Here is a 17,164-nt window from a genome sequence, read left to right on the forward strand (position 1 = left end):
CAACAAAGAGCTCCGCGACGCCGTCTGCGACTTCGCCGGCGACTCCCGCCGAGCCAACCCCTGGGCCGCGAAGATCTACAACGACGCCCTCGCCCGCGGCAAGGACCACCCCCACGCCACCCGCATCCTGGCCCGCGCCTGGCTCGGCGTGATCTGGCGATGCTGGCAGAACCAGACCGCCTACGACCCCCACCAGCACGGCGCCCTCCAGGCACTGCTCAGCGGTGTCGAAGCGGCCTGACGTTGACACAGGGCTACTCATCGCAGGCCGAGCAGCCGCAGCACGTGCTCGAAGAGCGTCTTGATCAGGCCGTCGCCGAAGCCGCCGCTGAGCAGCTTGAACAACAGGCCGGCGAACCCGGCGCCGGCTGCGGTGGCCACGGCGTACTCCGCGGTGGTGACGCCCCGCTCGGTGCGCTCCTGGCGGAGCCGTCGGATGGTGCGGGTCATGGTGTCCTCTCCCTTCGTCGGTGGCCACGGGCGTGGCCGGGTGCAGCAGCCTGCGCGGAGGCGGCGACGGGCCCGTCCGTCGGCTGCCCCGGCTGTGGAGGGGCGGGCGCCGTCCACAGCCTCCGGCGCTGCAGGTGGACGCCGGCGTGACCGGCGGGACGCCTGGTCAGCGGGTGATCGTCGTCGCGAGCGAGACGGCCAGCGGCACGATGCCGAGGAGCAGGAAGGACGGCAGCAGGCACAGCCCGAGGGGTACGGCGGCGCGGACCCCGACGGCGCGGGCGCGGTCCTCGACCTCGGCCCGGCCGCGGCGGGCCAGCTCCTCGCCGAGGCGCTCCACGGCGGCGACGACCGGCGCACCGCTGCGCTGCGCCCGGGCGAGGGTGCGGCCCAGCGGTGCGACCTCGGGGTCGGTGCCGAGCGCTGCCCACACGACGGCCGGGTCCGCGCCCAGCCGCAGCCGGGCGGCGACCGGGACCAGACGGTCGGCGGCCGCCCCGGGCAGTGCCCGGCAGACGAGCTCGACCGCGTCGGCAGCAGCCACGCCGGACTGCAGGGCGGCGGCGAGCAGGGACACGACGTGGGGCAGGTCCCGTCGTACCTCCTCACGCCGACGGCGTACGACGGTCGGCTCGATCCGTCCCGCGACGACGCCGACCACGGCCCCCGTCGCGATCCCGGCCGGCAGCGCCAGCAGGCCGCCGAGGAAGGCGCCCGCACCGGCACCGGCGAGCGCAGCCCACAGCCAGCGGCCGCGCCGCAGCAGGCCGTCGGGGTCGGGCTGCTCGGGCGCCGGTGTGGCCGGTGCGCCGACCGGGGGCGTGGCGGACGGACGCGGCCGGACGAGGAGTGCCACCGCGGTCGCGGCGAGCACGGCGATGACGGCGACCACGGCCTAGCCGCCGTCCACGCCGCGGGCGATGGCCTCGACCCACGCCAGCCCGGCCCAGGCGAGGCCGAGGCCGGCCGCGAGGCAGGCCAGGCCGGCCGGGTGGCCGAGCAGGAACGCCCACGGCTCGGCACCGGCGCCAGCACCCATCGCCAGCGCGAGGAACGGCAGCACCGCGAGCAGCCGGGCGGTTGCGCGGGCTGAGGCGAGCTCGCCGGCGACGACGCGCCGGGTCTGCTCGACGGCACGGAGGTCGTCAGCGACGCGGCCGAGGGCGTCCGCGAGGCCGTGGCCGGTGCGGTGGGCGACCTGCCAGGCGGCGGCGACGACGCGCAGGGACCCGGCGCCGGGCTCGGTCGCAAGCTCGCGCAGTGAGGCGGTGACGTCGCCACCACTGGCGGCGGCGCGGGCGGCCGGCCCGACGAGCGGCCAGTCCGCAGCGGCCCGGTCGAGGGCCTGGGCGGCGGTCTGACCGGCGGCGAGCTCGGCCTGCAGCGCGTCGCAGAGCTCGACGACCTGCGAGTGGTGGGCAGCGGCGACCCGGGCCTGCCGGGCGCGGCGGACCAGCCGGAGTGCCCCGGTGACGACGCCGACGGCGATCAGCGCGAGCACACCCGCGCGGGGTGACGACGCCGCGACGGCGCCGACCACGGCGAGGATGGCGAGGCGGGGTCCGAGGCGTCGTACCGACGGCGGGGCGGGACCGCCGGCCGGGGCCGCAGGGAGCGCCCCCGGCCCCCGGAGCACGAGGAACACGGCGAGCGCGGTGAGGGCCACCGCCACGGCCACCCCGGCGCTCACGGGCCCCGCCGCCCGTCGAGCAGGGTCAGCAACCGGCGCGAGCCCGGCCCGCGGCTGACCCGGCCGTCGGCGTCGAAGGCGACCGCCACCCGGGTCTCGACCCGGCCGGAGTCCTGCCGCTCCAGCACGGCGACCTCGCCGAGCCGGCGCCGACCGGTGGCGCGGTCCCGCTCGAGGTGGAGGACGACGTCGAGCGCCGAGGCGAGCTGGCTGTGCGCCGCGTCCCGGCCGAGGCCGGCCGTCAGGGCGAGGGCCTCCACACGGGCGGGGACGTCGGTCGCGGAGTTGGCGTGCAGGGTGCCGCAGCCACCCTCGTGCCCGGTGTTCATCGCGGCCATCAGGTCGACGATGCTGGTGTCACGCACCTCCCCGACCACGAGCCGGTCGGGTCGCATCCGCAGGGCCTGCCGCACGAGGTCGCGCAGCGGGACGGCGCCGGCACCCTCCAGGTTCGCCGGTCGCGACTCGAGGCCGACGACCTGCGGGTGGTCGGGACGCAGCTCCGCAGCGTCCTCGACGACCACGATCCGCTCGTGGGGGTCCACCGTCCCGAGCAGCGCCGAGAGCAAGGTGGTCTTGCCGGTGCCGGTGCCGCCGGAGACCAGGAAGGCGAGCCGCCGCGTGACCACCTGGCGGAGCAGGTCGAGGCCCTCCTCGGTGACGGCACCGGCGGCGTGCAGCTCCGCGAGGGTGAACCCGCCGCGGCGCGGCACCCGCAGCGAGATCGCCGTGCCCGGCTGGGCGATCGGCGCCAGCACGGCGTGGCACCGTGTGCCGTCGGGCAGGCGTACGTCGGCCCACGGGGCGGCGTCGTCGATCCGGCGCCCGCCGCTGGCGACCAGCCGCTGGGCCAGGCGCCGGCACTCGTCCTCGGAGCCGATCACGACGTCGGTCTCCTCCAGGCCGCGCCCGCGGTCGATCCGCACCGGGCCGGGGCCGTTGACCAGCACGTCGGTGACCCCGGGCAGGCCGAGCAGCGGTTCCAGCGCCCCGGCACCGAAGACCTCGCGACGTAGCCACTCGTAGACCGCGAGCACGGTCGCGTCGCCGACCGGGCGACCGGCCGAGCGGAGCGCGTCGGCGACCCGGTGCGGCGTCAGCGCCCCCGGCTCCGCAGCCAGCCGTCTCCGGACCTCCTCGACCAGGACCGCGACCTCACCGGGGCTCCCGGTGGCGCTGCTGCCGTCGCGGGTCATGCCGCCTCCCCCGCACCAGCCTGCGGATCGGGCACGTCGCCGAGCACCCGCGCCACGGCCCGGGCCAGCGGGCCGCGGAAGGTCCGCAACGGGCCGAGCCCCAAGTCGACCGCCTCGGCGAGCCCGCGCTGGTCACGCATCTGCGCCAGCACCGGCAGCCCGGAGGCACGCTGCACGTCGGTGACCGAGAAGGCCTCACCGCGCAGCACGGCGCCGATGTCCGGGTGGTCCGCGAAGCGAGCCCGCATCCGGGCCGCGCCGGCCACGCCGACGACGCTGCCGACGGTCATCACCAGCAGCTGGTCGCAGCGGGCGGCCACCTCGTCGACCAGCGCGTCGGGCGAGCGGGGAAGGTCGACGACCACCACCGCGTGCCCGCGGCGGGCGGCCGACAGGGCCTCACGTACGGCGAACGCCTGCAGGCTCTGGACCCGCCCGTCGACGTACCACGACAGCACGCCGAGCTGGCCGGTGTGCGGGAGTGCGTCGCGCAGCGCCCGCGCCGAGAGCCGCCCGGTGGTCTGGCACAGCGCGTCCCAGCGGAAGCCCTCCCGTCGCTCGACCCCGAGCATCCGGTCCAGGCCCGGACCCTGCGGGTCACAGTCGATCACCACCGCCGGCGCCGACCGTGCCGCCCACTGGCCGAGCGCACAGGCGAAGGTGGTGGTGCCCGCACCCCCGGTGCCGCCGATGACGCCCACGACGCGGGCGCGGCCGGGTTGCCGCTCGGTCAGGTCGGCGAGCAGCTCGACGAACCACGCCGACGAACCCGGCAGCTCGACGAGCTGCTCCCCGCCGAGGCGCAGGGTGGTGCGGAACAGCTCGTGCGGTGCCGGACCTGTCGTGACCACGAAGCAGTGCGCCCGTGGCTCCGGCGCGTGGCGCACCATCTCCTCGGCGAGGTCCGCACCGACCAGGACGACGGGGGCGCGGGCCCAGGCACGCAGCGCGCTGAGCGGGTCGCGGGCGACGGTGGGCGCCACGTCGGCCGCGGCGGCGAGCGGCAGCAGCGTGGCCAGCAGGTGCTCATCGGCGGTCACCACCAGGACGGGGGCGTCGGCCGGCGCGGGCCGGCGGACGGTGGGGTCGTTTCGGGTCATGACGAGGTTGTCGCCGCGGGCCGACACCGGCATGCCGGCGCAGCACCGGGCGGTGGACAACCCCGGCTCGGCAACCCGCTGTGGACGCGGGGTGGCCGATCCTGTGACGCCTGAGACCTACGATGACTGCATGGCCCGACCGGGTGCGGCGCCCACAGCGGCGTTCTTCGACCTCGACAAGACGATCATCGCCAAGTCGAGCGTGCTCGCGTTCAGCAAGCCGTTCCAGGCCGGCGGCCTCATCTCGCGCCGGGCGGTGCTCCGCTCGGCGTACGCCCAGTTCGTCTTCATGGTCGGCGGGGCCGACCACGACCAGGTCGAGAAGATGCGGCAGTTCATGTCGCAGCTGTGCGCGGGCTGGGACGTCGCCACGGTCCGCGAGATCGTTGCCGACACGTTGCACAACATCGTCGACCCGCTCGTGTACGACGAGGCGGTGCGCCTCATCGAGGAGCACCACGCCGCCGGCCGCGACGTCGTCATCGTCTCCACCTCAGGCAGCGAGGTCGTCGAGCCGATCGGTGAGCTGCTCGGTGCGGACCGGGTCGTGGCCACCCGGCTCGCGGTCGAGGACGGCCGCTACACCGGCGAGATCGACTACTACGCCTACGCCGAGGAGAAGGCGAACGCGATCCGCGACCTCGCGGAGACGGTCGGCTACGACCTCGAGCGCTCCTACGGCTACTCCGACTCGGTCACCGACGTGCCGATGCTCGAGGCCGTCGGGTTCCCGCACGCGGTCAACCCGGACAAGGAGCTGCGCAAGGTCGCCGAGGCCCGTGGCTGGCCGGTCCTGGTCTTCAACCGGCCGGTCGAGCTGCAGTCCCGGCTGCACCTGCCGCCGCCGAAGCCCACGCTCGCCGCGATCGCCGTCGGTGGCGTCGTGGCGGTCGGTGCCGCCGTGTGGATCGGCGCCCGCAAGCGTGCGCTGAGCGCCTGAGGACGGCGCTGCGGGCGCGGCCGAGGTACGCCCTGACCCGCGCCGTCGACTGCTGGACGCGGTCAGTGGAAGGTGGCCAGGTGAAAGGTGGTCCCAACCGGCCAGCGTTCCCCGGATCAAGGTAAAAGACAAGCCTTGAAGGTGGCCGTCCAGCGGCGTACAAAGGACATCAAGAACTCAAGAGCAGCACGTGATCCCGGTACCCACGCGGCGATCCACCCTTCCTAACAGGGCGCTGATCCTTCGGAAGACTTCCGGGGCAGCAATAGATGATGCACGCCTGGTAGCCATGGTTCACGTGTCAGCGGTGGCACCCGAGACACTCGATGGCTCGGGTGCCACCTGCATGTTCGGGGCCGTTCAGGGAACGGGCAGCTCCAGCACGGTCACCGGACGCTCGAACTCGCTCAGCGGCAGCGATACCTGCAGGCGCCACTCGCCTCCGGAGGGCAGCACCGCGGGCGCCGAGTAGATGCCCGGGCCACGCGAGGTGGCCGGCAGGTCGCCGAGGTCCAGCTCCGCGCCGTCGGAGAGGCGCAGTGAAGGCGCGGACCAGCCCTCGGTCGGCTGCCCGTCGGCGTCGAGCAGCTCGACGGTGATCGTCACCGGACCGGTGGTCGGTGGCGCCAGGGTCGCGCGGACCTCGATGTCGCCGACCCGGGTGGTGTCGACGACCGGCTCCGTCGCCACGCCCGGCACCTCGGGCTCCCGCTCGGGGCTGCGGTCGACCAGGAACCCCGTCACGAGCAGCACGGCGACCAGCACGCCCGCCTCCGCCGCGGTCGTGCGGCCGAGCAGCCCGGCGCCGGCGCGCCGCTCCCGGCGACGGGACGCGTCCTGGAGGCGCGGCACGAGGGCGAACCGGTTCCAGCAGGCGATGGCGACCGCGACCGCCGCGACGGCCACCTTCACCATCAGCAGCCGCCCGTAGCCGGTCTCGAGGAGCACGCCCCACGACCCGGCGATCCGCCACGCCAGCAGGGCGCCGGTCAGCACCAGCGCAACCAGGACGCCCGCGGCCACCACCGAGAAACGGGCGAGCACCTCGGCGGCGAGGGTACGACGCCCGCCGAGGTCGGGCAGGACGAGCACCAGCGCGACCAGGCCGCCGAGCCACGTGCTGCCCGCGAGGAGGTGCAGCACGTCCGCACCGACGGCGAGGACCTCGGGCGTCACGCCGCGGGTGTGCCCGGTGAGGGCGGGAGCCCCGACGGCGACCCCGCACGCGACGAGCGCCACCGTGCGCCGGGCCCGGTCGACCAGGCCGCGGCCGAGGAGCACGACCGCGAGGACCACGCCGCCGACGACGGCCGCCGCGACGCCGTACTCGAGCGGATCGAGGGAGGCCCACGTTGCGCCGTCGCCGAGCGCACCGAGGCCGTCGCCGACCTGGTAGACCGCGGTGAGCGGGACCCCGATCGCCCACGCGAGGCCGGCGGTGACGGCGCCGGCGCGGGACGCGCGGACCAGCCGGGCGCGGGCGCGGTCGGCGAGGTGGTGGTCGGGCAGGAACAGCACGACGAAGGCGACGAGGCCGGTCGTCAGCAGGAGTGCGGCGTACCCGAGCCACGTGACGATGCTCAGCCCCCACGGCGGTCCGGTGGCCGGGTCGTCGGCGACCTCGGGGGCGAGCACCTCGGCGCTCGGGGCGCCGATGCTGAAGGCCAGGGAGCCGCTGATCGGGTGGCCGTCCTCGGAGACGACCCGCCACACCACGACCAGGGTGCCGGCGCCCGGGTCCTCCTCGAGCGTGACGGCCAGCTCCGCGCCGCGGGCGGTGGCGTCGGAGGCGATCTCGTCGCCCGCGGCGTCGAAGACCCGCACGCCCTTCGGCACGAGGGAGACCCCCTCGCTGAAGGTCAGCCGTACGACGTCGGGTGCGTCCTCGACCACGGCTCCCTGCGCCGGGTCGGTGCTCACCAGGGTGGCGTGGGCGTGTGCGGGCGCGGGGAGCGCGAGCAGGATCAGCACGGCCGTCAGGAGCGCCGCGGCAAGTCGAGCGGCACGCTGCACGCTCCCGCGCATCGAGGTCGTGCCGGGTGCGTGCTCCACGTCCGCCACTGAATCAGCGGGCTGAACTGTTGTCAAGGACATGAACTAGCGCTGCGCCGTTTCGCCACCTAGACTCAGTTCACCATCCCGAACCAAGGTCGTCAGCGTGGATCGACCGGTCTGCGTCCGGCCGCGAAAGGACCGTCATGCCCAACATCACCGTCGAGCTGCTGGCCGGACGCTCCCTCGAGCAGCGCCGCGCCTTCGCCGAGGCCGTCGCCGACAGCGCGGTCGAGATCCTCGGCGCGCGGCGCCAGGACGTCCGCATGGTCTTCACCGAGCTGACGCCGGACCTCGTCGCCAACGGCGGCGTGCTGGCGAGCGAGGACGACAGCCGGGCGGGCGTGGTCGCCGCGCTGGCCTCGGACGGCTGAGCCGTCACGACCCACAGCACACCAAGGCGCCCCGGCCGTTCGGCCGGGGCGTTCGCGCGTCCGGCGGTCCGTCGTACCGCCACGAGGCACACCTCGCGCCGCCATTCCTCACACCTCGCGCCGCCATTCCTCACACCTCGCGCCGCCATTCCTCACACCTCGCGGCGCCATGCCTGACACTTCGCGGCGCCATCCTTCACACCTCGCGGCGCCATTCCTCACACCTCGTCGGGAAATGGGCGTGGGCCCGGAGGGCGGTTGCCTCCGGGCCCACGGTTCTCTCTTCAGGAGTCGGGTCTCCTCCCTCCCCCGCCCCCCTCCCCCGCCCGCTCCCTCCCTTCCCGCCCACCGCGAGGGTGGCGGGAGGGTCGGGGTCGGGCAGGGGTCGGGGGTGGGGTGGGTGGTCAGCGGCGGACGCGGATGTGGGCCACCTTGGTCGCCGCCTTGAGGTAGGCGCTGCCGCGGTAGGTCACCCGGACCGGGATCCGGCCCAGACGCGTGGCCTTGCCCAGGCGGATGGTGACCTTGCCGGCCTTGTTGACCTTCTTGCTCACCACCTTGCCGTTGAAGCTGACCCGCACCACACCGCTCACCGGGACCCCGCTGGGGCGGACGACGGTGACGGTGACCGACGGGCGCGCGTTCCGCTTGACCGAGGCCGGGGCGGCCACCCGCAGCTTCGCGGCGGCCTTGCGGACCACGACCTTCACCGTGCTGCTCGACGCCGCGTGGGTGGCGTCGCCGAGGTAGCGGAGGGTGACGGTGCGCGTGCCCGGCTTCAGCGACCTGGCCGGGAGGACCAGGGTCGCCTTGCCGGACGAGAGCGCCCGCGACACCAGCAGCGTCGACCCGGAGCGAGCCTCCACCTTGCCGGTGGCTGCGGCGGGGCTGACGGTGACGGCGAGGCTGGCCTTCTTGCCGTAGACGACCGTCACGGCCTTGGCCTTCACGGTCGTGGCGACGGGGTCGTCCGCCTCCTCGACCGTGATCGTGACCCTCGCGGGCTCCGACTCGGCGGTGCCGTCCGACGCCTCGTAGGTGAAGGTGTCGGTGCCGGTGAAGCCGTCCTCGGGCGTGTAGGTGAACGAGCCGTCGGCGGCGAGGGTGACCTCGCCGTGCTCCGGCTGCGTCGCACCCGTGGCCGTCAGCGGGTCGTCGTCGGCGTCGGTGTCGTTGGCCAGGACGCCGGGCGCGTCGACGGTGAGGGTGGTGCCCTCCACGACCGAGTACTCGTCCGCGGCTGCCTCGGGTGCGGCGTTCGGGAACGGGTGCTCGTTCAGCTGGGTGACTTCCTCGGCCGTCAGCTCGTAGCCGAAGAGCCGGAAGTCGTCCATCAGGCCGTTCCACCGGCCGTCCGGCCAGCTGGTGCCGCCCAGCATGTTCGCCGTGGTGTGGCCGTCGACCCCGACGTCACCGATGCCGATGGTGAAGTCGGTGCGGGTCCCGACGAGCTCGCCGTCGAAGTACAGCTTCCCGGTGGAACCGCTCATCGTGAACACGACGTGCGTCCACTCGTTCAGTGGTACGTCGTTGCCGGGCCCGAGGACCAGGCGCTCCTGGGCGCTGCCCGGGGTGCCGGGTGCCTTGAACGTGGCCGCGAAGCCCGTGGGTCCGTTGGTCTGGGTGTTCGACTGCAGCAGGAAGAAGGTGTCCGTGCTGCTGCCGATCTGGACCAGTGGGACCCACTGCGGCAGCGTGCCCGGCCGCACCCAGAGCGAGACGCTGAACTGCTCGTCCATGCCCTCGGCGATGTCGTCCGGCAGGGCCAGGTGGTTGCCCGTCGCCGAGCCGCCACCGGGGAAGCTCAGCCCCTTGCCGTACTTGCCGTCCTGGGTCCAGCCCACCGCCCCCTGCAGCTGGGCGTCGCCGACCAGCGGGTTGGTGCCCGAGTTGGCGGCGGTGGAGCCGCTGCCCTCGTCGAAGGTGTAGTGGACCGGGGTTCCCTCGCCGACCGGGGGCCGGTCGACGGTGTGGGTCACCGAGTCCCGCGAGTCCCGCCAGCCGTCGGCCGCCTGGAACCGGACCTCGAGCTCACGCTCGCCGGGCGGCAGGGTCAGCGCCGGGAAGGAGACCTCCCCGCCGGACACCGCGACCGGCTGACCGACGCGGCTGCCGTCGACCCACAGCTCGGCCGAGCCCTCGGCGTCGCCGCCGGACTCGTCCTCGACCTCCGCGGACACCGTGAGCGGCTCGCCCCACGGCGACGGCGACGGCAGGTCCACGGACACCGAGGTGGTGGTCCGCAGGGCCGCGCCCTCGTCGTACAGCGCTGCGACGTCGTCGTCGCTGAGCGCGCTGGTGTAGAGCCGCACGTCGTCCATCCGGCCGTCGTACGCCGGGTCGGGGTAGCCGTTGCGCCCCAGCCAGTTGTTCGACGTCGGACCGATGTCGGTCATGTCGATCGTGAGGTCGGTGCGCTGGGCGACCTGCACCCCGTCGAGGTACAGGGTCCCGGTGGCGCCGTCGCGGGTGAACACGACGTGGTTCCACCTGCCGGCCGCGACGTCCTTCGTCGGTACGGCGTAGACCCGCTCCTGGTCGCTGGACCCCTTCGCCTTGAAGGTCGCTGCCAGGCCGGAGCCGCCGGGGGCGGCGTCGGTCTGCATCTGCACCTGGAAGAAGCTGCCGGCGTCGCCGAGGCCGTCGCCGATGTGGAGCAGCCCGATCCAGTTCGCCTTCGTGTCCGGGCGGACCCAGAACGACGTGCTGAACGCGTCCTCGCCCTGCAGCAGGTCGTCCGGCAGGTCGACGGCGTTGGCGTTGTCGCCGCCGGGGAGCTCGAGGCCCTTTCCGAACACCCCGTCGTCGGTCCAGCCGGCGTCGCCGGTCAGCACCGCGTCGCCGACGGAGGTGTCGGTCCCGGTGTTCTCGGCTGTGGTGCCCGAGCCCTCGGAGAACTCGTAGTGCACCGGCGCCTCGTCGACGCCCGGGTCGGTCGAGATGACCACCAGGTCGTCGAGCATCAGCCCGCCGCCGCTGCCGGACCCGGACAGGGTCAGCACCTCCGAGCGCGCTGTCGCGGTGAACGTGTCGACCCACGTCCTGTAGGTCACCGCGTTGCCGGACGCCGAGGGCGTGTCGGTCCCGGCGGTGATCGTGGTGTCGAGGTCACCGACCTGCACCGACCCGACCGCGGGCTCGGTGCCGGCGGACCGGCTGTCGCGGGCGTAGCGCATCGAGATGCGGTACTCCCGGCCCGGGTCGAGGCCGGCCAGCGTGCGCTCCACCTCACCGGCGTTGCCCAGCGAGAACTGGTAGCCGGTCAGGCCGAGGCCGCCCTGGTTGGCGGACGCGCCGCGCACCAGCTGGACCGGCTCGTTGATGCTCCACGGCGCCATCCGGCCGTTGCCCGGCTCGAGGTCGATGACCATCGGCGGGTTGGCCGAGCGCCACTCGGCGGGCAGCTTCGGGTACTCGAACTGGTCGACGACCTTCGGCGCACGCTGGTCGAGCTTCACCGCCGGGTCGACGTCCATGATCTTCGCGACCGACGGGGTGCCGTCGGCGTCGTGGACGAACAGCATGTACGCACCCGGAGGGGCGTAGGTCGCGTCCTGCGGCGCGGTGACCGTCAGGGTGCCACCCGACTGCGTGAACTCCAGGTCCTGGAAGTTCTGGTCGTTGTTGAACCCGTGGGTGACCGAGCCGTTGCGGACCAGGGTGACCCGCGAGACGGGGCCGCCGCTGACGCTGACGTCGAACGTGCCGTCGTACCCGATCTTCTTCGGGCCGGCGGTGATCTCCGGCCGCTCGGCGAGCTCGTCGCCGTCGAAGAGGTACGCCGGGGAGTAGTACTCGACGTCGGTGTAGTTGCGCGGGCCCGGGGCGCCGCCGCCGCCGATCATGACCCGGCCGTCGGGCAGGAGCAGGGCGGAGGAGTGGTAGAGCCGGGCGTGCGCGTAGGGCGCCTCGATCGCGGTCCAGGTGTCCGTGTCCGGGTCCCAGACCTCGGCCGTGGTGACGTAGCCGCCGTTGTCGGCGTTGTCGCGGCTGCCGCCGGTGACGAGGACGTCGCCGTCGGGCAGCACCGTGGCGGTCGCCCAGTGCCGCTGGTACTTCATCGGCGAGGTCGGCTCGACGACCGGGTTCTCCGTGCCGCCGGTGATGTCGACGGTGAAGCCGGCGCGGGCACCGGCGGGACCGCCGCCGTTGGCCCACCAGCCGCCGCCGACCTGCAGGATCTTGCCGGGCCGGTACATCGCAGCCGTGGAGGTCGCGCCGACCGGACGGCCGTTCGCGCCCTGGTCGGCGACGTTCGCCGGCAGGGTGCCGCGCAGGGTCAGCTCGCCGTCACCGCTCGGGTCGAGCTCGAACATCTGGGTGCCGGAGATGTTGAACAGCGTGCCGCTGCCGGGCGCGACGAAGGCCCGCGGGTACCACCAGCGGTTCTCGTCGGGCTGGCCACCGCCGCCGTCGCCGTACGCCGCCGCGCTGGTCGCGCCGGTCAGCAGCGTCCAGCCGTTGCCCTCGTCGGGCCGGTAGACCTCAGGCGTGAGCACACCGGGACCGCCCGGGCCGCCGCGCAGGCTGCCGCCCTGGACCACGATCGAGCCGTCGGGCATCGTCGTGCCGGTCGGGTACCACCGCGGGATGTTCATCGGCGCCTCGTCGCGGAGCCCCTGCTTCGAGGAGAAGCTGGTGACGCCGATCGCAGCGTCGTTGGGGGCGTTGCCGCCGAGGGAGTCGTCGCCACCGACGGTCATGACGACCTTGCGGTGCGGGTTCTGCACCTGCATCGAGCAGAACAGGTCGGTGTAGGTCGTGTTCGGCGAGAGCCCGTCGCGGTAGTTCTCGAGCGTGCGCTCGACCGCGGGGTCCCACACGTCGAACTCGGTCTGGCCGCCCTGGAAGACACAGCTGTTGCCGGAGAAGTCGAAGGGCGTCGAGTCGGTGCAGCCGGACGAGACGCTGCCGAAGGACTGCACCTTGCCGTCCGCGGTCAGCGTCATGTTGATGGGCATCAGCGGCCACGGCGTGACGCCGCTCCAGCGTCCGTGCTGGTCCTTCGCCGGCGGGGAGCAGTCGGCCGCCACCAGGCCGCTGGCGTAGGCCAGGCCGTTGCGCATCTGGGTCCGCATCACCGGCTCGGAGTAGGCGGTGCCCTCGTGGCCCATCGCGGTGTACCAGGACCGCCCCGAGTCGATCTGCTGGCACCACGTGACGGGGTGGTTCGTGCCCTGCTGGCCGGCGCTGTTGTAGGACGACTCGTCCACCGACAGGATCGTGCGCACGTCCTGGGCCGGGTTGACGGTCCAGTCGTACCACTCGTCGCTGCGGGTGAAGTCGCTCGGCAGCCCCGCGGCGAGCGGGTGCGTGGCGTCGTTGACGACGACCTTGCCGGAGCGGATGGCCGGGTTCTCCGGGTGGCCCTCCGACATCGCGCCGACGAGGCGCAGGTAGAACGGGTTGACGTCGTGCTCGCTCTGGCCGACGGACCAGCCCGCGTAGTGCAGGCCCATGTAGCCGCCGCCACCGCGGATGTAGTCCTCGAGCGCCGCGCGCTGCTCGGTGTTGAACAGCACGCCGCCGGTCTGTGCGAAGACCACGGCGTCCTTGGTGGCGAGGTTGTCCGCGTTGAACGCACCGGCGTCCTGCGTCTCCTCGACCTGGAGGGTCTGGCCGTGCTCGCTGGCGAGGTCCGCCGCGAGCTCGTTCACCGCCTGGCGCGCCTGCACGTGCGAGGCGTGGAAGTTGTCCTTGTAGAAGAGCAGGACGCTCAGTACGTCGTCCTCCTCCGCCGCGTGCGCGGGCGCCGTCGTCGCCGTGAGCGGCAGCGCCACCGACATCGCGACGAGTGCCGCGAAGGAGTGGGCTGCGAGCCGTCGGGAGCGATGGCGCAACCGCGACCGGAGTGACCGGCGTTGCACTGTCATCTGGGATCCCCTGTCTCGGGTGGGTGTTCCGCGAGGGCCCCGAGGGTGTGGGCCCCCTGCCGGGACCGTATGACGCCCGTCACACAAATACAAGAACTACGTCCAGATTCGTGAACAAATAGCATGATCCGTTCATGTTCGTGAACGGATCGTGGTGGATCAGGCGCGTCCGGTCAGCGTCGCGTCCGGGCGTCCCCTCCGGTCGCGAGGGCGCGGACCTCGTCGAGCGAGGCCATCGACGTGTCGCCGGGGGTGCTCATCGCCAGGGCGCCGTGGGCGGCACCGAGCTCGACGCTGGATGAGAGGTCCTCCCCGGTGAGCAGGCCCCACGCCAGGCCGGCGACGAAGCCGTCACCACCGCCGACCCGGTCCAGGACGGACAGGTGCGTGCGGACGGTCGACGCGCACAGCCCCGGGCCGGGCGCCCAGGCCAGGCCCTGCCAGTCGTTGTCGCCGGCCGAGTGCACGACTCTCCGGGTCGTCGCGACCACGCGCAGGGTGGGGAAGGAGCCGGCGAGCAGCTCGGCGGCAGCGGCCGGGTCGTCGGGGGGCGGGTCGTCGCTGAAGTCGGACGGGTTGCCCACGAGGACGTCGACGAGGCCGGCCAGCTCGCGGTTCACCTCGCGGGCCCGCGCCTGGCCGCCCCGGTCCGCCCAGAGGCTGGGCCGGTAGTTGGTGTCGTAGGAGACGACGGTGCCGTGGGCGCGTGCTGCTGCCATCGCCTCGCGGGCGACCTCGGCGGTTGTGTCGGACAGGCCGGCGAAGACGCCACCGGTGTGCAGCCAGCGCACGCCGCGGCGCCCGAACAGGTCGTCCCAGTCGAGGTCGCCGGGCACGAGCTGGCTGACGGCCGTCCCGGCCCGGTCGGAGACGCCGAGTGCCGAGCGCACGCCGTAGCCCCGCTCGGTGAAGTTGATCCCGTTGCGGGCCGCCCGGCCGACGCCGTCGAACGCGCGCCAGTGGACCAGCGAGGTGTCGACCCCACCGGCCCGCACCAGCGCCTCGACCAGCCGGCCGACCTCGTTGTCGACGAGGGCCGTCGCGACGGCGGTGCGCAGGCCGAAGACGCTGCTGAGGGCACGCGCGACGTTGTACTCCCCGCCGCCCTCCCACACCTCGAAGCGGCGCGCGGCACGGATCCGGGTCTCGCCCGGGTCCAGTCGCAGCATCACCTCGCCGAGCGCGACGACGTCGAGCTCGCACTCGTCCGCCGGCCGGAGCGGCACCAGGCTCACGGGTCGCTCACCCCCGCACCGTCCCGGGGACGAGCGGCTCGAGCGCGCCGGGTACGGCGGCGACGGTGGTCGCGCAGAGGTCGGTGACCTCGTCCCACCGACCGGCGCGGAGCAGGTCGGGCGGGACCATCCAGCTGCCGCCGACGGCGGCCACGGCGGGGTGGGCGAGGTAGTCGGGCGCGAGACGGGCGGAGATCCCGCCGGTCGGCACGAAGGTCACCTGGGGGAAGGCGGCGGCCAGGGCACTGATCGCGGGCAGGCCGCCGCTGGGCTCGGCCGGGAAGAACTTCACCAGGTCGAGCCCCTGGTCGAGGGCCCGCATGATCTCGCTGGCGGTGCTCACCCCCGGCAGGACGGGGAGTCCGAGCGCCCGGCAGCGGTGGACCACGGCCACGCTCAACCCGGGGCTCACCACGAAGCCGGCGCCCGACCTGTGGGCCAGGTCCACCTGCTCCGCGGTGAGCACCGTGCCGGCGCCGACCACGAGGTCTCCGCGGTCGGCGAGGCGGCGCAGGACTGCCGCGGCGTCCGGCGACCGGAAGGTCACCTCCGCCACGGGCAGGCCGCCGCGGACCAGGGCCTCACCGAGGCCGTCGGCCCGGTCGACGTCGCCGAGGACGACGACCGGGACGACGCGGTGACGCCCCAGCACCTCTGCGGCGTGCGTCATCGGAGCTCGGCGATGACCGTCTTGAGCTCGGTGTAGTCGTCGAGGCCGAACGCACCGAGCTCGCGACCCCAGCCGGACTGCTTGAACCCGCCCCGGGGCAGGGTGACGTCGTCGGCGTGCCAGGTGTTGAGCCACACGGTGCCGGCCCGCAGGCGGCCGCCGACGCGGTGCGCGCGACCGATGTCCTTCGACCACACGCCGGCAGCCAGCCCGTAGACGGTGTTGTTGGCCGCGGCGACGACCTCGTCCTCGGAGTCGAACGGGATGGCGGTGACCACCGGCCCGAAGATCTCGTCGGTCTGCACCGCCATGTCCTCGGTCACGGAGGTGATCAGGGTCGGCTGGACGAAGTAGCCGCGCTCCCCCACCCGGTCCGCGCTGCCCGCGGTGACCTCGGCGCCGTCGGCGAGGGCGCTGCGGATGTAGCCGAGCACCTTCTCGTGCTGCTCCTGGGAGACCAGCGGCCCCATGTCGGTCGACGGGTCGAAGCCGCTGCCGACGCGGATCGCCCGCGCCGCGTTGGCGACGCCCTCGACGACCTCGTCGAAGACCGCCCGGTGGACGTAGAGGCGCGAGCCGTTGACGCAGCACTGGCCCTCGTTGAAGTAGCCGCCCAGCACGGCCCCGGCGATGGCGGCGTCGATGTCCGCGTCGTCGAAGATGATGTTGGGAGCCTTGCCGCCGAGCTCGAGCGAGACCTTCTTGAGGTTGCCCGAAGCGGCCGCGGCGATCTTCTTGCCGACCTCGGTGCTGCCGGTGAAGGCGACCTTGTCGACGCCGTGGTGGTCGACCAGGGCGGCGCCGGTGTCGCCGAAGCCGGGGACGACGTTGACGACGCCCGCGGGGACGCCGGCCTCGAGCAGCAGCTCGCCCAGGCGCAGCGCGGTGAGCGGGGTCTGCTCGGCCGGCTTGAGGATGACGGTGTTGCCCGCGGTGATCGCCGGGATGATCTTGAAGGCGGCCATCAGCAGCGGGAAGTTCCACGGCACGATGCCGGCGACGACGCCGATCGGCTCGCGGCGGGTGTAGGCGTGGAAGTCGCGGTCGGGCACCGACATCGGGATGGTGGTGCCCTCGATCTTGGTGGCCCAGCCGGCGAAGTAGCGGAACAGCTCGGCGGTGGTGGCGACGTCGCCGTCGCGGGCGGCCTCCACCCTCTTGCCGTTGTCCAGCGCCTCGAGCTGGGCGAGCTCGTCGGCGTGCGCCTCGACGAGGTCGCCGATGCGCCACAGCAGGTGCGAGCGCTCGCGCGGCGTCATCCGCGCCCAGGGCGAGCCGGCCTCGAAGGCGCGGCGGGCCGCGGCGACCGCCCGGTCCACGTCCGCGGCGGAGCCCTGCGCGACCTGGACGAGCTCTTCCTCGGTCGCGGGGTTGAGGGTGGCGAAGGTGCGCCCGTCCTGCGCGTCGACCCACTCCCCGTCGATGAGCAGCTGCCGGGGGGAGGAGAGGAAGGAGCTGACGGACGGGAGCAGGCTGGCGGTGTCGTTGCTGACGGTGGTGGTCATGTCGCTTTCCTTGGCGTCGGGAGTACGGACGGGTGCGGGTGGTGGCCGCACCGGGGATCTCGGGTGGTTCCGGTGGGTG

General features: G+C 73.8%; 13 protein-coding genes. 3 read left to right on the forward strand and 10 right to left on the reverse strand.

All coding sequences use genetic code 11. From position 1 onward, the window contains the following. Positions 1 to 241, forward strand: a 241-nt coding sequence (locus tag NOCJ54_RS29975) for a hypothetical protein (protein WP_028655970.1), incomplete at its 5' end; no start/stop codon positions are given. 17 nt (positions 242 to 258) lie between these two features. Here the strand turns inward: NOCJ54_RS29975 and NOCJ54_RS0113865 are convergent. The 5 genes from NOCJ54_RS0113865 to ssd form a co-directional block, all read right to left on the reverse strand. Next, positions 259 to 450: a DUF4244 domain-containing protein gene (locus NOCJ54_RS0113865; protein ID WP_028655971.1), complete on the reverse strand. Its 192-nt coding sequence runs from the start codon at positions 448 to 450 to the stop codon at positions 259 to 261. A 166-nt stretch (positions 451 to 616) separates the two neighbouring features. After that, a complete protein-coding gene (locus NOCJ54_RS0113870) occupies positions 617 to 1,342 on the reverse strand; it encodes a type II secretion system F family protein (RefSeq protein ID WP_028655972.1) in 726 nt (241 codons plus the stop codon). 3 nt (positions 1,343 to 1,345) lie between these two features. Continuing rightward, positions 1,346 to 2,140 carry a type II secretion system F family protein gene (locus NOCJ54_RS25845; RefSeq protein ID WP_051485847.1) on the reverse strand — a complete coding sequence of 265 codons (795 nt, stop codon included), beginning with the start codon at positions 2,138 to 2,140 and terminating at the stop codon, positions 1,346 to 1,348. After that, positions 2,137 to 3,336, reverse strand: coding sequence for a TadA family conjugal transfer-associated ATPase (locus tag NOCJ54_RS0113880; protein WP_036518007.1), 1,200 nt, complete (start codon positions 3,334 to 3,336; stop codon positions 2,137 to 2,139). Before NOCJ54_RS0113880 ends, NOCJ54_RS25845 begins: the two co-directional genes overlap by 4 nt. Beyond that, on the reverse strand, positions 3,333 to 4,436 hold the full coding sequence (gene ssd / locus NOCJ54_RS0113885; protein ID WP_051485859.1) for a septum site-determining protein Ssd: 1,104 nt from the start codon (positions 4,434 to 4,436) through the stop codon (positions 3,333 to 3,335). Before ssd ends, NOCJ54_RS0113880 begins: the two co-directional genes overlap by 4 nt. 130 nt (positions 4,437 to 4,566) lie before the next feature. Here ssd and NOCJ54_RS0113890 point away from each other — a divergent pair, with 130 nt between their 5' ends. Next, a complete protein-coding gene (locus NOCJ54_RS0113890; RefSeq protein ID WP_028655975.1) occupies positions 4,567 to 5,376 on the forward strand; it encodes an HAD family hydrolase in 810 nt (269 codons plus the stop codon). 360 nt (positions 5,377 to 5,736) lie between these two features. Here the strand turns inward: NOCJ54_RS0113890 and NOCJ54_RS0113895 are convergent, their stop codons facing one another. Beyond that, positions 5,737 to 7,428, reverse strand: a complete 1,692-nt coding sequence (locus NOCJ54_RS0113895; protein ID WP_232221786.1) for a copper resistance CopC/CopD family protein — start codon at positions 7,426 to 7,428, stop codon at positions 5,737 to 5,739. A gap of 146 nt (positions 7,429 to 7,574) precedes the next feature. Here NOCJ54_RS0113895 and NOCJ54_RS25850 point away from each other — a divergent pair, with 146 nt between their 5' ends. Beyond that, positions 7,575 to 7,802, forward strand: coding sequence for a tautomerase family protein (locus tag NOCJ54_RS25850; protein ID WP_036518009.1), 228 nt, complete (start codon positions 7,575 to 7,577; stop codon positions 7,800 to 7,802). A 404-nt stretch (positions 7,803 to 8,206) separates the two neighbouring features. Here the strand turns inward: NOCJ54_RS25850 and NOCJ54_RS25855 are convergent, their stop codons facing one another. The 4 genes from NOCJ54_RS25855 to NOCJ54_RS0113920 all read right to left on the reverse strand — a co-directional run bounded on the left by NOCJ54_RS25855 (position 8,207) and on the right by NOCJ54_RS0113920 (position 17,085). Then, the gene (locus NOCJ54_RS25855; RefSeq protein WP_232221787.1) at positions 8,207 to 13,642 is read right to left on the reverse strand and encodes a LamG-like jellyroll fold domain-containing protein; all 5,436 of its coding nucleotides are present in this window, start codon (positions 13,640 to 13,642) and stop codon (positions 8,207 to 8,209) included. 206 nt (positions 13,643 to 13,848) lie between these two features. Beyond that, complete coding sequence (locus NOCJ54_RS0113910) at positions 13,849 to 14,910, reverse strand: sugar kinase (RefSeq protein ID WP_028655977.1); 1,062 nt, start codon at positions 14,908 to 14,910, stop codon at positions 13,849 to 13,851. A gap of 7 nt (positions 14,911 to 14,917) precedes the next feature. Beyond that, a complete protein-coding gene (gene eda, locus NOCJ54_RS25860) occupies positions 14,918 to 15,580 on the reverse strand; it encodes a bifunctional 4-hydroxy-2-oxoglutarate aldolase/2-dehydro-3-deoxy-phosphogluconate aldolase (RefSeq protein WP_051485849.1) in 663 nt (220 codons plus the stop codon). Then, the gene (locus NOCJ54_RS0113920; protein WP_028655978.1) at positions 15,577 to 17,085 is read right to left on the reverse strand and encodes an aldehyde dehydrogenase family protein; all 1,509 of its coding nucleotides are present in this window, start codon (positions 17,083 to 17,085) and stop codon (positions 15,577 to 15,579) included. Before NOCJ54_RS0113920 ends, eda begins: the two co-directional genes overlap by 4 nt. Positions 17,086 to 17,164 lie beyond the last annotated feature (79 nt).

The organism is Nocardioides sp. J54 (assembly GCF_000519005.1).
In the GTDB taxonomy this organism is placed as follows: Bacteria; Actinomycetota; Actinomycetes; order Propionibacteriales; family Nocardioidaceae; genus Nocardioides.